At 37.8% G+C, this 19,210-nt stretch carries 19 protein-coding genes; 13 read left to right on the top strand and 6 right to left on the bottom strand.

The window, feature by feature from the left end:
* Positions 1 to 41: 41 nt before the first annotated feature.
* The gene (locus tag ACTJJG_RS01045; protein ID WP_016140721.1) at positions 42 to 686 is read right to left on the bottom strand and encodes an A1S_1983 family putative colistin resistance protein; all 645 of its coding nucleotides are present in this window, start codon (positions 684 to 686) and stop codon (positions 42 to 44) included.
* A 100-nt stretch (positions 687 to 786) separates the two neighbouring features.
* On the opposite strand from ACTJJG_RS01045, the gene ispF reads away from it, so the two are divergent.
* Positions 787 to 1,278 (top strand): 2-C-methyl-D-erythritol 2,4-cyclodiphosphate synthase, encoded by a 492-nt coding sequence (gene ispF / locus ACTJJG_RS01040; protein ID WP_005068887.1) that lies wholly within the window; start codon positions 787 to 789, stop codon positions 1,276 to 1,278.
* Here the strand turns inward: ispF and ACTJJG_RS01035 are convergent.
* From ACTJJG_RS01035 to glnL, 5 genes are all read right to left on the bottom strand, one after another.
* Entirely contained in the window at positions 1,266 to 1,790 is a 525-nt protein-coding gene (locus tag ACTJJG_RS01035; protein ID WP_032055898.1) for a protein tyrosine phosphatase family protein, read from the bottom strand. The genes ispF and ACTJJG_RS01035 overlap by 13 nt on opposite strands.
* A 192-nt stretch (positions 1,791 to 1,982) precedes the next feature.
* Complete coding sequence (gene argF / locus ACTJJG_RS01030; RefSeq protein WP_005068890.1) at positions 1,983 to 2,903, bottom strand: ornithine carbamoyltransferase; 921 nt, start codon at positions 2,901 to 2,903, stop codon at positions 1,983 to 1,985.
* Positions 2,904 to 3,015: 112 nt separating this feature from the next.
* The gene (locus ACTJJG_RS01025; RefSeq protein ID WP_005803466.1) at positions 3,016 to 3,669 is read right to left on the bottom strand and encodes a TetR/AcrR family transcriptional regulator; all 654 of its coding nucleotides are present in this window, start codon (positions 3,667 to 3,669) and stop codon (positions 3,016 to 3,018) included.
* A 266-nt stretch (positions 3,670 to 3,935) separates the two neighbouring features.
* Positions 3,936 to 5,429, bottom strand: coding sequence for a nitrogen regulation protein NR(I) (glnG, locus tag ACTJJG_RS01020; RefSeq protein ID WP_002115702.1), 1,494 nt, complete (start codon positions 5,427 to 5,429; stop codon positions 3,936 to 3,938).
* A complete protein-coding gene (gene glnL, locus ACTJJG_RS01015) occupies positions 5,416 to 6,525 on the bottom strand; it encodes a nitrogen regulation protein NR(II) (protein ID WP_002115631.1) in 1,110 nt (369 codons plus the stop codon). The genes glnG and glnL overlap by 14 nt, the downstream gene beginning before the upstream one ends.
* Before the next feature lie 342 nt (positions 6,526 to 6,867).
* On the opposite strand from glnL, the gene rimO reads away from it, so the two are divergent.
* From rimO to lpxA, 12 genes are all read left to right on the top strand, one after another.
* The gene (gene rimO, locus ACTJJG_RS01010; RefSeq protein ID WP_032055900.1) at positions 6,868 to 8,211 is read left to right on the top strand and encodes a 30S ribosomal protein S12 methylthiotransferase RimO; all 1,344 of its coding nucleotides are present in this window, start codon (positions 6,868 to 6,870) and stop codon (positions 8,209 to 8,211) included.
* Positions 8,212 to 8,263: 52 nt separating this feature from the next.
* Positions 8,264 to 8,992, top strand: coding sequence for a UMP kinase (gene pyrH, locus ACTJJG_RS01005; RefSeq protein ID WP_000852257.1), 729 nt, complete (start codon positions 8,264 to 8,266; stop codon positions 8,990 to 8,992).
* An 84-nt stretch (positions 8,993 to 9,076) separates the two neighbouring features.
* Complete coding sequence (gene frr / locus ACTJJG_RS01000) at positions 9,077 to 9,631, top strand: ribosome recycling factor (protein WP_002115638.1); 555 nt, start codon at positions 9,077 to 9,079, stop codon at positions 9,629 to 9,631.
* A gap of 5 nt (positions 9,632 to 9,636) precedes the next feature.
* A complete protein-coding gene (gene uppS / locus ACTJJG_RS00995) occupies positions 9,637 to 10,389 on the top strand; it encodes a polyprenyl diphosphate synthase (RefSeq protein WP_032055904.1) in 753 nt (250 codons plus the stop codon).
* Entirely contained in the window at positions 10,389 to 11,213 is an 825-nt protein-coding gene (locus ACTJJG_RS00990) for a phosphatidate cytidylyltransferase (RefSeq protein ID WP_002115701.1), read from the top strand. The genes uppS and ACTJJG_RS00990 overlap by 1 nt, the downstream gene beginning before the upstream one ends.
* Positions 11,214 to 12,410: a 1-deoxy-D-xylulose-5-phosphate reductoisomerase gene (gene ispC / locus ACTJJG_RS00985; RefSeq protein WP_032055909.1), complete on the top strand. Its 1,197-nt coding sequence runs from the start codon at positions 11,214 to 11,216 to the stop codon at positions 12,408 to 12,410.
* 1 nt (position 12,411) lies between these two features.
* Positions 12,412 to 13,767 carry an RIP metalloprotease RseP gene (rseP, locus tag ACTJJG_RS00980; RefSeq protein WP_032055911.1) on the top strand — a complete coding sequence of 452 codons (1,356 nt, stop codon included), beginning with the start codon at positions 12,412 to 12,414 and terminating at the stop codon, positions 13,765 to 13,767.
* A gap of 36 nt (positions 13,768 to 13,803) precedes the next feature.
* A complete protein-coding gene (bamA, locus tag ACTJJG_RS00975) occupies positions 13,804 to 16,311 on the top strand; it encodes an outer membrane protein assembly factor BamA (RefSeq protein ID WP_005068904.1) in 2,508 nt (835 codons plus the stop codon).
* A gap of 41 nt (positions 16,312 to 16,352) precedes the next feature.
* Positions 16,353 to 16,853: an OmpH family outer membrane protein gene (locus ACTJJG_RS00970; protein ID WP_002115728.1), complete on the top strand. Its 501-nt coding sequence runs from the start codon at positions 16,353 to 16,355 to the stop codon at positions 16,851 to 16,853.
* A gap of 4 nt (positions 16,854 to 16,857) precedes the next feature.
* On the top strand, positions 16,858 to 17,928 hold the full coding sequence (lpxD, locus tag ACTJJG_RS00965; RefSeq protein ID WP_002115634.1) for a UDP-3-O-(3-hydroxymyristoyl)glucosamine N-acyltransferase: 1,071 nt from the start codon (positions 16,858 to 16,860) through the stop codon (positions 17,926 to 17,928).
* A gap of 6 nt (positions 17,929 to 17,934) precedes the next feature.
* Positions 17,935 to 18,420, top strand: coding sequence for a 3-hydroxyacyl-ACP dehydratase FabZ (gene fabZ / locus ACTJJG_RS00960; protein ID WP_002115603.1), 486 nt, complete (start codon positions 17,935 to 17,937; stop codon positions 18,418 to 18,420).
* A complete protein-coding gene (lpxA, locus tag ACTJJG_RS00955; protein ID WP_005068909.1) occupies positions 18,417 to 19,205 on the top strand; it encodes an acyl-ACP--UDP-N-acetylglucosamine O-acyltransferase in 789 nt (262 codons plus the stop codon). Before fabZ ends, lpxA begins: the two co-directional genes overlap by 4 nt.
* The last annotated feature ends 5 nt before the right edge of the window (positions 19,206 to 19,210 follow it).

Here is a 19,210-nt window from a genome sequence, read left to right as displayed (position 1 = left end):
GTAAAAAGCCAGTGTTCAAACACTGGCTTTTATTTTAAGCGTTAATCATATAGGCGGTAGATTCCGCTAAAACGTTCACAGCCTTTTTGCTGAGTTTTCACATTAAGTAAAGCTTTTTGAAAATTAAACTGATATTTACAGTTGTGCTCATTGTCTAAAATTTCACTTTTTTGTTCAGGTGAACTATAGGCCATCAATGAGATCGTTTGAGTTTCTTTGCGGTTATTTGGATTGCGGTATGCTATCCCTTCAATCTTAATTTTATCTTTCGCGAGCTGATGGACTTGAATGTGTACAGGCTGAGCTGCTATATGTCCATTTTCAAACTTAAGATAATGCTGGGTAAGCGTTTGCTTAAGTGAAGCATAAAAATTTAAGTCATCAGTACGTAAATCAAACTGTTGTTGAATACATGTATTACTCTTGCATTGCTGAGTATGTTTAGACCATAACTTTTGTGTATCCTGTAAAAGCTGTAAGGGGGCATCAGTAACTAAATATGCAGAAAGATATTTATTATTGAGTTGCTTTCTGGATTCACTAAATGTTTTTGAACAGATTTTAAGCTCAGCTCCAGTATTGGAACAGTCTATTGATTCTGCAAAGACAAGAGGTGAACATAAACAACTCAGTGTCACGACAAAACTTAATCTTTTCAATTGATTCATATCAGTATTAGACAGCATGATCGCTTATACTTTCAGTCTACTTTGCTAGGTGTACTATAGCGAAACAGAACGGCTGAATACAAGATTTCTTAAGTTTTTATGGAAGGTAATAATTTATATGGTTGCTCAGATTCGTATTGGACAAGGAATGGATGTACATGCCTTTGAAGAGGGGAACTTCGTTACATTGGCGGGTATTCAAATTCCACATACACATGGTTTGAAAGCACATTCTGACGGTGACGTTGTACTTCATGCGCTATGTGATGCTTTATTAGGTGCTTTAGCGCTTGGAGATATTGGACAACATTTTCCTGATACTGACCCAGAATACAAAGGCGCAGATAGCCGAGTATTGTTAAAGCATGTTTATCAATTGATCTTAGATCGTGGTTATCAGTTAAATAATGCCGATATTACGGTGGCTTGCGAACGTCCAAAATTAGCTAAGCATAATCTGGAAATGCGTCAAAGCATTGCTGACGTTCTAAATGTAGATATTAATCAAATTAGTATTAAAGCAACGACAACCGAAAAACTCGGGTTTACCGGTCGTCAAGAAGGAATTTTGGCTACAGCGACGGTTTTAATTTCTCATCACACCAAGTGATCTGCCTGTTGTAAAGACTGTTGAAGTTCTAAAGTTGCCTTACGGCCTTGTAGCTGTAAGGTAATATTATGAATGAGTCCAGTCCAAGTCTCATTAGGTTCCCAAATTTCGTGCAATAAATCCTGAGAAGTCGGCATATCCATATTCATATAAAACTGTCTATAGACATACATCAGGCAACTTACGCGTTTATTTTTGGCGCAATGTATCCAAATAATTTCATTTTGCACTAAATGATCAATCAAATCTAAAACTAATAAGCACTGCTCAGCAGAAGGCATCTCCCAATCAATTGGAATATGAATATAATTTAAACCAAGGTCTAAACAAATACGGTCTTCATTTTCAAGATGATTTGAAGCATTAGTTAAAGCAAGGTTAATGACTGTGCTACAACCAAACTCTTTAATCAATTTTAGTTGTTCAGCAGAAGGCTGGGCCGAGCTAAATAAATGTTCATGAATAATCGAAAATGCGGGAATTTGAGATAATGATTGTTCAAGGGTTGTCATGATCGCACTCTACAAGAGTAGGCTTAGCTTATTGTGTAGAATGTTATACACGATTCTAGAGAATAGTTAAAATACAGCCTGCTTATATATTCGGCAACGTTATCAAATTTTTAAAAATAATTAACTGGAAGAGTACAAGTCTTATAAAATAAAAAACAGCATCATAAAGATGCTGTTTTTTAAACTCAAAATTTAAGCTTTCTTTAAATTTTCATTTAATAAAAATTCGACTAAAGCTTTTTGAGCATGGAGACGGTTTTCTGCTTCATCCCATACGACTGCATTTTTATAATCGAGCATGGTTTCAGAAATTTCTTCGCCGCGATGAGCAGGTAAGCAGTGCATGAATAAACAATCTGGGTGAGCAAGGCTCATTAATTTTTCGTTAACCTGAAAATCAGCAAAGGCTTTTTCACGAAGTTTTTGCTCTTCTTCTTGGCCCATACTTGCCCATACATCAGTCACAATAAGGTCAGCATTTACTGCTGCATCTTCTGCATTGTCATAAAGCTCAACGCAATGACCAAACTCGGCTAAAAATTCAGGTTTAGGTTCATATCCTTTTGGCGATGCAATTTTGAGCTTAAAGCCCATCATGTGTGCAGCTTCAATATATGAATTACACATATTATTACCATCACCAATCCAAGCAACGGTTTTGCCTTCAATGCTGCCGCGGTGTTCAATATAAGTTTGTAAGTCAGCAAGTAACTGGCATGGATGATGATCATCAGTTAAGCCGTTAATTACAGGAACTTTTGAATAAGATGCAAAACGTTCAACAATGTCATGACCGAAAGTACGAATCATCACAATATCAAGCATACTTGAAATTACACGTGCTGAATCTTCGATTGGTTCACCACGGCCTAATTGTGTGTCACGAGGCGATAAAAAAATCGCACTACCGCCAAATTGGTTAATACCTGCTTCAAAAGAGATACGTGTACGCGTACTTGATTTCTCAAAAATCATTCCCAATACTTTACCAACAAAAGGCTGGTAGACCTTATTGTCATGTTGCATTTTTTTAAGCTCGCTTGCGCGTTCTAAAATGCGATTAAGTTCTAGAGTGGATAGATCACGTAAAGTTAGGAAATGTCTTAGAGCCATGTAGCTACTCCATAATAATCGTTTTGAAATATAACAATTATCTGTTGTTGGCTGGGTGGATGTGGGAAAAAAGAAGTCTACTATACTATAAGCATTTTAAAATGCAAAAGAATTAGACTTTATGATGGCCTTTTAAGAAAATATCTACACAATATTCAATATAATCAAAAGCTTCTTTCTCATCTGGAAGAGCTGGCATACCCATAATCATACGCCATTCAATATCTCGTAAAATCCCAAAATACATGAGTGAAGAATAATACGGAGAATTACAGGTAATTTCGCCTGATTTATCCGCAAACTCTAATGCTTGAGTAAGTGTATTTTGTAAATTATGTACCCATTTGTCATATAAGTATTGTATGAGGACAGTGTTACATTCGGTCTGTTCAATAATAAGTCTTAAAAATGCAACATGTTCGGGCTGAATAATATGAATATATACACGATTAAGTGTTTGAATCAGATATTCTCTTAAAGTGCTTTTCTCTGGTTGGAATGGAATGCAAATGTCTTTAAAAAACATTTCACGTTTATGATCACATATAGCCGTAAAAAGTCCTTCTTTATTGCCAAAATATTTATAAATAGAAGCCTTAGAGCCACCTGCATGATTAACAATATCATCGAGAGATACAGCATCATATCCTTTCTCTAGGAACAGCTCGGTCGCGCTTAACAATAGAGCTAAACGACGTTCAATACCGCGGCGTGTTTGAGGTTTCTCACATGCAAGGTGATGTGAATCCAGGACTGAATCATGCATAAAATTTAATAACAACAACTGACTTTGCTTATCTAGTATAGCAAAACTATCTTTAGTGATGGTCATAACCATTTTTTTAGATCATATGCTGAACAGTAAGTGGCTAATTCAAAAAATAAACTAATAGAAAATATAAGTTTAGTGTAGGTTGTAGAAGGGTTTAATGATGTAACCTTATGTTTGCATTATATTTTAATCAAAAATCTGATTGAAAAACAAAGCGGCTAAGAATGACTTAACCGCTTTGAAGTTAAATAATGAGATTTCTAGGCTTCAGTTTGAGTAACCTTGTGCTCATCTTCTTCGTCATCATCTGCAGAATCCATTCCAAGTTCCTTTAACTTGCGTGTTAAGGTGTTGCGACCCCAACCTAATAATTCCGCTGCGTGACGTTTGCGTCCACGTGTTTGTTGCAAGGCTGCGTTAATCAATGTGCGTTCAAACATTGGTGTGGCAATATCCAAAATTTTCATTTCACCATTTTTAAGCTTTTGAATAGCCCATTGATTTAGTAGTTCATCCCAATGATGTAGAGAAATACGTTCAAATGAAGGTGCTGGTTGACTAGAATCACTATTCTTTTGCAATGGAACTTGTTTGAGCTCAGAAGGTAAATCTTCCGGATAAACTTCGCGGCCCGTAATCATTACAGTTAGCCAGCGGCAAGTATTCTCAAGTTGTCGTACGTTACCTGGCCATGGTAACTGTTGCATATAGTCTGTCGTCTCGGTACGTAAGATTTTTGGACTTACGCCAAGCTCTTTACCTGCACGCGCAAGGAAATGCTGCGCAAGCATTGGGATATCTTCACTACGGTGGGCAAGCTTAGGAATGTGAATACGAATCACATTTAAGCGGTGATATAAGTCTTCACGGAAGCGACCTTCATTTACCAGTTTCTCTAGATCCTGATGCGTTGCCGCAACAATTCGAACATCTACTTTAACGGGAATGTGTCCGCCTACACGATAGAACTCACCGTCAGCGAGTACGCGAAGCAATCGAGTCTGAGTTTCAAATGGCATATCACCAATTTCATCAAGGAACAGTGTTCCGCCATTTGCCTGTTCAAAGCGGCCTTGATGCTGAGTATTTGCCCCTGTGAAAGCGCCTTTTTCATGACCAAATAACTCGGTTTCAATCAAGTCTTTTGGTATCGCAGCCATATTTAAAGCAATAAAAGGCTTGGCACGGCGTGGGGAGTGCTTGTGTAAAGCATGAGCAACTAATTCTTTACCCGTACCCGATTCACCATTAATTAAAACAGTAATATGAGATTGCGATAAACGGCCGATAGCACGGAAAACCTCCTGCATTGCCGGAGATTCACCAATAATTTCTGTTGATTGAAGAGGTGAGGCTGTTTTTGTAGCTTCTTGCTGTTGTAGTTTATTAATATGCAGGATCGCACGATTGACTAAAGCTAAAGCTTCATCAATATCAAAAGGCTTTGGTAAATATTCAAACGCGCCTGTTTGATAGCTTGATACAGCAGACTCTAAGTCAGAATGTGCTGTCATAATAATGACAGGTAAATCTGGATGAGTGTTTTTGACTTTAGATAAAAAAGTTAAACCATCAATTCCAGGCATGCGGATGTCAGTTAAGATGACATCGGGAGCATCATGGTGCAAACGTTCAAGCGCAGTTTGAGCTTCTTCAAAATTGGTAACATCAAAACCCTCTTCTTTAAAGGTCTTTTCCAATACCCATCGCATGGCGCGATCATCATCAATAACCCATATTTTATTTCGCGACACGGTCTGACTCCCAAGGTAAATATAAGCTAAAAATTGTTTTTCCAGGAACAGATTGGCATTCAATCATTCCGTTATGTTGATGCATAATATTCTGTGCAATACTCAGGCCAAGCCCAGTACCTTTTGCTCGTCCAGTAACCAATGGATAGAATACTGACTCCAAAATACTTTCAGGAATGCCTGGTCCATTGTCCTCTATATCGACTCGCACTGTAGATCGATTTAGTACACCGTTAATCGTGACAAGACGTTGTATACGTGTACGTAGAATTAACTCCGGTTCGTGATCTATAAAAAATGCTTTGTTTTCTGTTATGGCTTGAATTGCATTTACACTAATGTTGAGCATGACTTGTATTAACTGATCGCGATCGGCATTAACATCGGGTAAAGATAAATCATAATCCCGTATAATTTTAATTTTCTTCTTTGTCTGGTTGGCGATAAGTGAACGCACTCGCTCCAAAGGCTCGTGTACGTTAACATTTTCATAACTTGGGAGTTGTCTAGAACCCAACATGGTATCTGCCAAGTTAGTTAAACGATCTACTTCATTAATAATGACATCTGTAAATTCAGCATAACTTTTATCATTCAAACTGCGCGCGAGTAATTGAGTTGCTCCACGAATACCTGCCAGTGGGTTCTTAATTTCGTGCGCAACGCCACGTACAAGCTGTCTGGCTACCTGATGTTGTTGTACCAGATTTTCTTCTTTAGAAATCTTTAACATACGATCAATCGGGTTGAGCTCAATCAAGAGTAATGGATGATAACTCTTACCTGCATTCAATTGAGACACCGTGTAATCAACATGAAGGTCTTTAAAGTTGACATTAATAACCGCTTCTCGACGAGTATAAGGTTGACCCGTTTTAATAGTGTTTAATAACGCTTCATGTGTATTAAAAGTATCATCCGGTGCATGAAGTAAATTCAAAACCGGCTGTCCTGAAGCTCGAAGCAAACTAATGTCAAATAGTGCTTCGCAGGCAGAATTTAAGTAAAAAATATTCAAGTTACTATCGATCAATAAAATCGCAGTAGTTAAATTGTCTACCAATAGGCGATAGTCGATAGGGTTGTGTTGATCCATTAGCGAATCGTTCCTGTCTTAAAATAGCGCAATGGCATCTTCATTGGTTATCGGATTTTCACCGTTATAGAACATGAACGATGCAAAATATACGCCAACTTTGTTTATGGGTTATTTTAAAGTTTTAAAGTATTTAAAAACGCGCTGAAATCGGTCTTTATATCGGTTGATCAAAACTGATGGCTTGAATATAGATAATAACATGATCCAACTTGGTGCAAAGGTGAGTTTTGGTGCAAATGTTGGTCGTATTTTGGTGCATTACACAAAGAGTAGGCTTTCCACCTATGCTTGAGACAAGAAAAGACATACAATACGCGCATTCAAGTGGAGCGCAGATTCATGAAGACCCCCAAAGTCGGTTTTGTTTCTTTAGGTTGTCCTAAGGCATTGGTAGATTCTGAACGAATTTTAACTCAGTTAAAGACTGAAGGTTATCAAGTTGCATCAGATTATGATGGTGCTGATTTAGTTGTTGTTAATACCTGTGGTTTTATCGAATCTGCGGTACAAGAGTCGCTAGATGCAATTGGCGAGGCCATGAGTGAAAATGGTCGAGTAATCGTTACTGGATGCTTAGGTAAAGACGAAGACAAAATTCGTCAAATGCATCCAAACGTTTTAAAGGTTACTGGTGCAGCAGCTTATCAAGATGTAATGGAAGCTGTACATGAATATGTACCAGCACCACCTAAACACAACCCGTTTGTTGATTTGGTTCCTGAACAAGGAATTCGCTTAACACCAAAACATTATGCCTATTTAAAAATATCTGAAGGATGTAACCATCGTTGTACCTTCTGTATTATCCCAAGTATGCGTGGCGATCTAGTATCGCGTCCAGTTGGAAGTGTACTGGAAGAAGCTGCTGCGCTTAAAAGAGCAGGTGTTAAAGAAATTTTGGTTATTTCGCAAGATACATCAGCTTATGGTGTAGATACCAAGTACAAACTTGATTTCTGGAATGGCCAGCCTGTTAAAACAAAATTCTTTGATATGTGTGAAGCACTAGGCCAACTTGGTATCTGGGTGCGCTTACATTATGTTTATCCATACCCACATGTTGATGCGGTTATTGACTTAATGGCACAAGGTAAAATTCTGCCATATCTTGATATTCCATTCCAACATGCAAGCCCGCGTATTCTTAAGTTAATGAAGCGTCCGGCTCACAGTGAAAATACACTCGAAAAAATTAAATTGTGGCGTGAAAAATGCCCGGATCTTGTGATTCGTTCTACATTTGTAGTGGGTTTCCCAGGCGAAACTGAAGAAGATTTTCAAATATTGCTCGATTGGTTAGTTGAAGCTGAACTTGATCGTGTTGGCTGCTTTACCTACTCACCAGTAGAAGGCGCTACGGCAAATGATTTACCCGATCATGTGCCTGAAGAAATTAAGCAAGAGCGTTACGAGCGCTTTATGCAAGTGCAGCAACAAATTTCTGCTGCTAAGTTGCAAAAACGTATTGGTCAAACGATGACTGTGTTAGTCGATAGTTTGGAAGATGAATATCCTGTTGCTGTTGCACGTTCTTATGCCGATGCTCCGGAAATTGACGGTAATGTCTTTGTAGAAGATATCGATAAGAGCATTATTCAACTAGGCGATATGTTGGAAGTCGAAATCACCGATGCGGATGAATACGACTTATTTGCAAAGTTAATTAAAATTAAGTCGGTTTAATCGATAACGATTCAAAAAAAGCATTCAGTTTAAGAGGTTTTGGAGCAAACTCATGGCGGAAACAATTAGCCCCCGTTATTCACGCATTTTATTAAAACTATCTGGTGAAGCATTATCAGGTAACAAAGACATGGGTATTGATGCCCAAGTTCTTGACCAAATGTCCCTTTCAATTGCTCACTTAGTTGGCTTGGGTGTGCAAGTGGGTATCGTTGTTGGTGGCGGTAACTTGTATCGTGGTAGTCAGTTGCAAAAGGATGGCTTGGTTGGTCGTGTAACAGGCGATCAAATGGGTATGCTTGCAACTGTAATGAACGGTTTGGCTATGCGTGATGCATTAGTTCGCCGTAATATCAGAACTCGCCTTATGTCTGCATTACCAATTGGTACAGTAGTGGAGTCTTATTCAAGTCGTGATGCGATTCGTCACTTGAGTCAAGGTGAAGTTTGTGTTTTTGTTGCTGGTACAGGAAATCCATTCTTTACGACTGATACGGCAGCTTGCTTACGCGGAATTGAAATTGAAGCAAATTTAATTCTAAAAGCGACCAAAGTAGATGGCGTATATAATAAAGATCCAAGTAAATACGAAGATGCAGTTAAATATGATCATTTAACCTTTGATCAAGTATTAGACGAAAAACTTGGTGTTATGGATTTGACAGCTATTTGTTTATGTCGTGACCATAATGTGCCATTACAAGTTTTTGATATGAATAAATCAGGCGCGCTATTGTCAGTAGTCATGGGCGAAAAAGAAGGTACACGCGTTACTAAATAATGTACGTGTTGACGAAAGCTCTTTATACTAGCGCTAAATTAAATTTGTTAAAACATCCTTGAATAAATAAGTAAGGTAGATCATATGATTAACGATCTGAAAAAAGACAGCGAACAGCGTATGTTGAAAACTCTTGAGTCTTTGGAACTAGGGTTTGCTAAAGTTCGTACCGGCCGTGCACACCCATCAATCTTAAATGGGGTAATGGTTCCTTACTACGGTTCTGATGTGCCTTTAAATCAAGTGGCAAACGTTGGGGTTGAAGATTCTCGTACACTTCTTGTTCAGCCATTTGAACGTACAATGGTTTCAGCTATTGATAAGGCAATTCGTGAGAGTGATCTTGGTTTAAACCCGATTACTGCGGATGCAATTCGTGTACCTTTACCTGCATTAACTGAAGAAACACGTCGTGATATGCAAAAAATTGCGCGTAGCGAAGCTGAAAATGCAAAAGTTGCAATTCGTAATATTCGTCGTGATGTATTAGGTGATATCAAAGCATTATTAAAAGAGAAAGAAATCTCTGAAGATGATGAGCGCCGTGCAGGTGATGATATCCAGAAAATCACTGACAAATATGTTGCAGAAGTAGACAAGCGTCTTGCAGCGAAAGAAGCAGAATTGATGAAGGTCTAAATTTTATGACCGATTCAGAAGAGTATCATCTTCCTAAGCATGTTGCCATCATCATGGATGGCAACAACCGCTTTGCAAAAAAAAATCAAATGCAAAAAGGTGATGGGCATCGAGAGGGTAAAAATGTTCTTGATCCTATCGTTGAACATTGTAAAAAAACAGGTATTCGTGCTTTAACGGTGTTTGCATTTTCAAGCGAAAACTGGAATCGACCACAATTTGAAGTCGATCTGCTTATGAAGCTTCTTGAAGAAACTATTCATGAGCAAATACCTCGCATGAAGAAATTTAATATTGCTTTGCGTTTCATCGGTGATCGTTCCAGATTACCGTCACACCTAGTTGTCTTAATGGAAGATGCAGAGCAACAGACAGCACACCATAACACTATGACCTTAACTATTGCTGTGAGCTATGGCGGGATGTGGGATATTGCAAATGCAGCAAAACAAGTTGCTGAAGCGGTTTCCCGTGGTGAATTTGGTGCTGATCAAATAAATGTTGATTTGTTCGAAAAATATGTCAGTCTAAACGATCTGCCAGCTGTGGACTTATTGATCCGTACAGGTGGAGATTATCGCATATCTAATTTCTTGTTATGGCAAGCAGCATATGCTGAACTGTATTTTACTGATACTTTATGGCCAGAATTTACAGTACAAGAATTCGATCATGCATTGAATGTTTTTTCAGGGCGTGAGCGTCGTTTTGGCAAAACATCTGAACAAATTCAGCAAGAGAAAATAGAGAACTTATAATGTTAGAGCGGATTGTTACCGCATTGGTACTTGTCGCAGTTGTTTTAGGCTGTATGTTTGCTACGCAATCACATTATCCAATGTTGGTTCTTATGATTGTAGCAGCAGGGGTTGCGGGGTATGAATGGTATAAATTAATGCCCCATGAAACTGTAAATGCTGTAAAGCCAAAAGCTTGGTGCTACGGTCTGCTTGTTGCATTCGTTTCGGGCGTTGCTCTATTTTTCCATGATATTGCATTACTTTTGTGGTCAGCTTCAATTTTGACTTGGCTTGTAAGCGTTTATTGGGTCAAATCTTTTCCTGAATTTGATGGGTGGTATAACGCTACTCTATATGTAATTGGCATTATTTTAGTTTGTGCTGCGGTAACTTCAATTTTTGTTGTTTGGCAAAGTTCGCCATGGTGGTTAATGTATCTGTTCTTACTCGTGTGGGGTGCAGATAGTGGTGCTTACTTTGTTGGTCGTAAATTTGGTAAAAGAAAATTAGCTCCAACCGTTAGTCCGAACAAATCAGTAGAAGGCTTGTATGGTGGTATTGTCACGACCATACTGGTAATGTTGGTTGTGCAATATCAGTATCTAAATTTAACTTTAATTCAGCAAATTCTGTTTCTTATCTTGTCACTGATTACAGTATTCGGTTCAGTGTTGGGTGATTTATTTGAGTCAATGATTAAACGTCGTGCTGGTATTAAAGATTCTGGACGTGTACTACCTGGTCATGGTGGTGTTTTAGATCGTATTGATTCTTTACTTGCTGCAGCCCCGATCTTTGCAACGGGAATGTATATATTAAAACTTATTGGTGTAGATTTATAAATGACACAATCTGTTTGCATATTGGGTGTAACCGGTTCCATTGGGCAAAGTACCTTAAAAATTTTAAATCAACATCCTGATAAGTATTCAGTATTTGCAATTTCAGCTCATAGTCGAATTTCTGAATTGGTTGACATATGTAAACAATTCCAACCAAAAGTTGTAGTTGTTCCAAAGCAAAAAGTTGACGAATTAGCAGCTTTATTTGTAAAGAGTGAATTACAAAATATTGAAATTTTGACTGATCAGGAAGGGCTGGTAAGTATCGCATCTCATCCAGATGTTGATGTAGTTATGGCTGCAATTGTTGGAGCAGCTGGTTTATTACCAACATTAGCGGCTGTAAAAGCTGGTAAACGCGTATTGCTTGCTAATAAAGAAGCTTTGGTCATGTCTGGTGAAATCATGATGCAAGCAGCACGTGATCATCAGGCATTATTATTACCGGTAGATTCAGAACACAACGCTATTTTTCAGTCATTACCTCATAATTATTTAGAGGCTGAAAGAAATGGACAACCGCAACAGGGCGTATCAAGAATCTTATTGACCGCTTCAGGTGGACCATTTTTAAACCATTCGTTAGAACAGTTAGAAAAAGTTACTCCTGCGCAGGCTTGTAAGCATCCCAACTGGTCTATGGGACAGAAAATCTCAGTTGACTCAGCTACTCTTATGAATAAAGGGTTAGAGTTGATCGAGGCGTGTCATTTGTTTTCAATATCTGAACATTTTGTTACAGTTGTTGTTCATCCACAAAGTATTATTCATTCTATGGTGCAATATGTTGACGGTTCAACATTGGCTCAAATGGGTAATCCAGACATGTGTACACCGATTGCCCATGCATTAGCATGGCCAGAACGTTTACAGACTAATGTTCCTGCTTTAGATTTATTTGAGTATTCTCAGCTTAATTTTCAAGCACCGGATATCCAGAAATTTCCAGCACTGGATTTAGCCCGTCAGGCAATGCGTTCAGGAGGGCTGGCACCTACTATTTTAAATGCTGCAAATGAGGTTGCCGTTGCTGCATTTTTAAACCAACAGATTGGATTTACAAATATCCCACAAGTGGTAGAGCATACTTTGCAAAAATTGGAAAACTCAGTTGCTGATAATATCGAGTCTATTTTGAATAAAGATGAAGTAGCACGACATGTAGCACAGCAGTATATATCAAGTATAGGAGGCTGAAATGAGCGCATTATTTATGATTGCAGCAGCAGCTCTCTTGCTCGGTCCATTAATTGCAATTCATGAGTTCGGTCACTATTGGGTGGCACGAAAACTTGGTGTTAAGGTTCTAGTTTATTCTATTGGTTTTGGTCCGACATTACTTAAATGGACCTCAAAAAAATCTGGAATTAAGTACCAACTTTCAGCTTTGCCTCTAGGCGGTTATGTAAAAATGCTCGATGAGCGCGAAGGTAATGTTGCAGAGCAAGATTTACCTTATGCATTTAACCGTCAAAAACCATGGAAGCGTATAGCAATTGTTGCGGCTGGGCCTTTAATTAACTTGATTTTTGCTGTTTTACTTTTTTGGATTTTATTTTTACCAGCACAGGAACAACTAAATACAAGAGTGGGTAAGGTTGTACCCAACTCGCCAGCTGCTACAGCTCAACTACAAGTAGGTGACAAGATTATTGCTGTTGATGGAAAGGAAACGCAAACTTGGGAAAAACTTAACTTTGCTTTGATTGATCGTGTAGGTGAAACTGGTAGCTTGAATATCGATGTAGATCGTGCAGGTACTGAGAAAAATATTGTTTTACCCATTAAAGATTTTTTAAAAAACCAAAATGAATCAGCTTTAGATGTATTAGGCTTTTCACCTTATCGTCCTGTTATTCCCGCTGTTGTAACTGAGTTGACTGCAGATGGAGCAGCAATTCGACAAGGAATAAAAGTCGGTGATCGTATTGTATCCATTAATGGTCAAGCGATGAAAGATTGGTTTGATGTTGTGGAAGTTGTGCAACATTCACCAGAAAAATTACTAAGTATTGATGTGTTGCGTAATGGTCAACTCGTTCATTTGCAAGTCATGCCTCAAGGAAAGCGTGACAATATGGGGCAAGTGAGCGGTGTCTTAGGCGTAAAAAGTGATGCAGGAAAAATTATAATTCCTGACGAATATAAGCAAACAATTCAATATACTCCAATACAAGCTTTCCAGATGTCGCTAGATAAGACTGGCCAAATCTCTAGCATGATATTGAGTTCGATAGTAAAAATGGTTAAGGGTTTAATTGGTTTAGAGAATCTTTCTGGACCAATTACAATCGCGAAAGTAGCGGGACAAAGTGCAGAAATGGGATGGCAGACTTTCATCTCATTTATGGCTTTAATGAGTGTAAGTCTTGGAATTTTAAATTTATTACCAATTCCAATGCTAGATGGTGGACATCTCGTTTATTACATTATTGAGGCTATTCGTGGTAAGCCTGTTTCTGAACAAATACAAATGTTTGGTCTAAAAATTGGTATGGTACTGCTCGGTAGTATGATGCTTTTAGCTTTATTTAACGATTTTATGCGTTTGTAAACGTATATGGATTTATAACTTACTGGAAAAACTGGCATGCGGCACACACATTTTTTAATGCCTTTGGCACTTGTTAGCGCTATGGCAGCGGTACAACAAGCATATGCAGCTGATGATTTCGTTGTTCGAGATATTCGTATAGATGGTTTGGTCCGTCTTACTCCTGCAAATGTTTCTACCATGTTGCCAATCAACAGTGGCGATCGCGTTAATGAACCGATGATCGCAGAAGCAATTCGAACATTGTATGCCACTGGACTTTTTGACGATATTAAAGCATCAAGAGATAACGATACTTTAGTTTTCAATGTCGTAGAGCGCCCGATTATTTCAAAACTTGAATTTAAGGGTAACAAACTTATTCCTAAAGAGGCTTTAGAGCAAGGCCTCAAAAAAATGGGCATTGCTGAAGGCGAAGTTTTTAAGAAGTCAGCTTTACAAACAATTGAAACTGAATTAGAGCAGCAATATACTCAGCAAGGCCGTTATGATGCTGATGTAACTGTTGATACTATAGCTCGCCCAAATAACCGTGTTGAACTTAAATTAAATTTTAATGAAGGTACGGCAGCTAAAGTTTTTAATATCAATATTATTGGTAATACTGTTTTTAAAGACAGTGAAATTAAACAAGCTTTCGCAGTTAAAGAAAGTGGTTGGGCTTCAGTTGTAACCCGTAATGACCGTTATGCTAGAGAGAAAATGGCAGCGAGCCTTGAAGCTTTGCGCGCTATGTATCTGAATAAAGGTTATATCAATTTTCATATCAATAACTCACAGCTTAATATTAGTGAAGATAAAAAGAATATCTTTATTGAAGTTGCTGTTGAGGAAGGTAGCCAGTTTAAATTTGGTCAAACCAAGTTTTTAGGTGACGCACTTTATAAACCTGAAGAACTGCAAGCTTTGAAAATTTATAAAGATGGGGATACCTATTCTCAAGAAAAAGTAAATGCTGTTAAGCAATTGTTATTGCGTAAATATGGTAATGCTGGTTATTACTTTGCAGATGTAAATGTCGTTCCGCAAATTAATAATGAAACGGGTGTTGTTGACTTGAACTATTATGTAAACCCAGGTCAGCAAGTAACCGTACGTCGTATTAACTTTACAGGTAATAGTAAAACTGCCGATGAAGTATTGCGTCGTGAAATGCGTCAAATGGAAGGCGCTTTAGCGAGTAATGAAAAAATTGATTTGTCCAAGGTTCGTTTAGAGCGTACTGGATTCTTCAAAACAGTTGATATTAAACCAGCTCGTATTCCAAATTCACCAGATCAGGTGGATTTAAACGTAAATGTTGAAGAGCAACACTCGGGAACTACAACATTAGCGGTAGGTTACTCACAAAGTGGTGGTATCACATTCCAGGCAGGTTTGAGTCAAACTAACTTTATGGGAACGGGTAATCGTGTTTCGATCGATTTATCTCGCTCTGAAACTCAAGACTACTATAACTTAAGTGTTACTGACCCTTACTTCACTATTGATGGTGTAAGCCGCGGTTATAATGTTTATTACCGTAAAACAAAGTTAAATGATGACTATAACGTTAATAATTACGTTACCGATAGTTTCGGTGGTAGTTTAAGTTTTGGTTACCCAATTGATGAAAACCAAAGCCTAAGTGCCTCTTTAGGTATTGATAATACTAAAGTAACGACTGGTCCTTATGTCTCTACTTATGTGCGTGATTATTTGTTAGCAAATGGTGGTAAAGCAACAAGTAAGGGTTCATATTGTCCAACCTTAAATGGTGAGTCGCAGTATGATACTGAGAAGGGGGAATGTAAGGTCCCAGAAGAACAATATGATAATGCGTTTGATGGTGAGTTCTTTACATATAACTTAAATTTAGGTTGGTCATACAATACTTTAAACCGTCCTATTTTCCCTACTTCAGGTATGTCACATCGTGTAGGTCTTGAAATTGGTTTGCCAGGTAGTGATGTTGACTATCAAAAAGCAACTTATGATGCACAGGCATTTTGGCCAATTAGTAATACTGGTTTCGTATTGCGTGGTTACGGTAAACTTGGCTATGGTAATGATTTACCATTCTATAAAAACTTCTATGCAGGTGGTTATGGTTCTGTTCGGGGTTATGATAACAGTACCTTGGGTCCTAAGTATGCAAGTGTAAACTTACAAGAAACCAAGCAAAATGACGGTTCTCCAGAAGAGGTGGGGGGTAATGCTTTAGTACAATTTGGTACTGAATTAGCTTTACCGTTACCTTTCAAAGGGGACTGGACTCGCCAAGTACGACCAGTCATTTTTGCTGAAGGTGGTCAAGTATTTGATACTAAGTGTGATGTTGGCTCTTATTCTATGATTATGAATGGGCAGCAAATAGCAGATGCTAAAAAATACTGTGAAGATAACTACGGTTTTGATTTAGGTAATATGCGTTATAGCGTAGGTGTTGGTTTTACATGGATCACTATGATTGGGCCATTATCTCTTAGCTATGCATTCCCGTTAAATGATAAGCCTGGTGACGAAACTAAAGAGATTCAGTTTGAAATCGGTCGTACTTTCTAAGTACGACTTGACTAAACAATGAAATAAGGACACAAATTAAGATGAAAAAATTAAATATATTAATGTTAGGGTTAGGCCTTACAATTTCTGCTATGACTAATGCTGCTGGTTATGGTGTTATTGATCTTGCTAAAGTTGTTGAAAGTAGTACTTATTTAAAACAACAAAATGCAAGTTTAAATCAATCTGTTAAACCAACAACAACTCGTCTTGAGCAGTTGGGTAAAGAGTTAGAAGGCCTTCAGCGTCAAGCCCAAACTCAAGGGCAAAAAATGAAAGAAGATGATATTAAGAAGCTTCAAACTCAATATCAGTCAAAATTAAATGAATTTAATTCGACTCAACAAGGTTTGCAGTCTAAAGTTCAAACTAGTTTGCAAGGAATGAACTCAACTTTTGAGACTCGTGTGAAGCAAGCAGCTGAACAATTACGAAAAGAAAATAATCTTGACTTCATTTTGAATAAAAATTCGACCGTTGCCTATGACGCTAAATATGATTTAACTGATAAAATGATACAAAAGGTTAATTCAATGAAATAAATTAATGAAAGTGCAACATTATCGTTTAGATGAACTAGCTCACCTAGTTAATGGTGAGTTAGTCGGTGCGGGTAGTCTTCAATTTATAAATCTGGCAAGTTTAGAAAATGCTGAACCTTCTCATATTACTTTCGTAAATGGCGAAAAGTATATCGATCAAGCAAAGACTAGCCGTGCGGGTGCGTACATTGTTACAAGCTCTATTAAAGAACAGCTTACTGATAAACAAAATTTTATTATTGTTGATAATCCATATTTGGCTTTTGCCATCCTTACCCATGCTTTTGATAAAAAGATCACATCAATAGGTATTGAAAGTACTGCTCAAATTCATCCTTCTGCAATTATTTCTGAAAAAGCATATATTGGCCATTACGTTGTAATTGGTGAAAATTGTGTAGTAGGTGAGAACACGATTATTCAGTCTCATACTCGTCTGGATGATAATGTAGAAATTGGCAAGGATTGTTTTATCGATTCTCATGTCACTATTACTGGCGGTTCTAAATTACTTGATCGTGTTCGAGTTCATGCAAGTACTGTGATTGGTAGTGAAGGCTTTGGATTTGCACCATATCAAGGTAAATGGCATCGTATCGCACAATTAGGTTCAGTTATTATTGGTAATGATGTCCGTATTGGATCAAATTGTAGTATTGATCGAGGGGCACTAGATAATACGATTTTGGAAGATGGGGTAATTATTGATAATCTTGTGCAAATCGCACATAACGTTCATATTGGTTCCAATACAGCTATTGCTGCTAAATGTGGAATTGCTGGAAGCACTAAAATTGGCAAAAACTGTATTCTTGCAGGAGCCTGTGGTGTGTCTGGTCACCTTTCAATCACTGATAATGTGACTTTAACTGGAATGTCAATGGTCACAAAAAATATTTCTGAAGCTGGTACCTATTCTTCAGGAATTGGATTATTTGAAAATAGTCATTGGAAAAAGACAATTGTGCGCTTGCGACAATTAGCAGATGTGCCATTGACCCAAATCACTAAACGACTTGATCATATACAAGCTCAAATAGAGTCTCTTGAATCAACTTTTAATTTGCGTAAATAGAATATTATGACCGAGTCAACTACACCTAAATTTGCCATCCCTGAATTACCAATGCAGATTCAAACGATTCGTCAATATTTGCCGCATCGTTATCCTTTCTTATTGGTTGATCGTGTGACTGAAGTTACTGACAATAGTATTGTTGGTTATAAAAATGTTTCTATCAATGAAGAGTTCCTACAAGGACATTTCCCAGAATATCCAATTATGCCGGGTGTTCTAATTGTAGAAGCATTAGCTCAAGTTTCGGGCGTTCTAGGTTTTATTATGAACAATGAGACGCCAAAACCAGGTTCTTTATTCCTCTTTGCTGGTGCAGAAAAGGTAAGATTTAAAAAACAAGTAGTTGCTGGCGACCAACTTGTATTAAAATCTGAATTAGTAATGCAAAAACGCGGTATCTACAAATATAACTGTACGGCTACCGTTGACGGTATTGTAGCAACAACCGCTGAAATTATGATTTCACACCAAAAAACAGAGCAGGCATGAGCAATCACGATTTAATTCATTCTACGGCCATTATTGATCCATCTGCAGTGATTGCCCCGGATGTCCAGATAGGACCTTATTGTATTATTGGTCCAAATGTGACAATTGGCGCTGGTACTAAATTACATTCACATGTTGTAGTTGGTGGTTTTACCAAAATTGGTCAAAATAATGAGATTTTCCAGTTTGCAAGTGTTGGTGAAATTTGCCAAGACTTGAAATATCAAGGTGAAGAAACTTGGTTAGAGATTGGAGATCATAATTTAATTCGTGAGCATTGCAGTTTACATAGAGGAACTGTACAAGATAATGCTTTAACTAAAATAGGTAGTCATAACTTATTGATGGTTAATACGCATATTGCACATGACTGTATTGTTGGTGATCATAATATTTTCGCAAATAATGTTGGTGTTGCTGGACACGTCCATATTGGTGATCATGTCATTATTGGTGGTAATTCGGGAATTCATCAATTCTGTAAAATCGATTCTTACAGTATGGTTGGTGGAGCATCTTTAATTTTAAAAGATGTGCCAGCGTATGTTATGGCATCTGGTAATCCAGCACATGCGTTTGGTATTAATATAGAAGGTATGCGCCGAAAGGGTTGGTCTAAGGATACAATTCAAGGCCTTAGAGAAGCTTATAAATTGATTTTTAAATCAGGCCTGACTTCTGTTCAAGCTGTTGAGCAGATTAAAAATGATATTCTTCCGAATGTTCCAGAAGCTCAATTATTAATTGACTCTGTTGAGCAATCAGAACGTGGTATTGTGCGTTAAGCCGA

The sequence above is a fragment of the Acinetobacter sp. 22512 genome (assembly GCF_052044755.1).
Classification (GTDB): domain Bacteria; phylum Pseudomonadota; class Gammaproteobacteria; order Pseudomonadales; family Moraxellaceae; genus Acinetobacter; species Acinetobacter pittii.
This window is presented reverse-complemented; position numbering and strand designations above follow the sequence as displayed.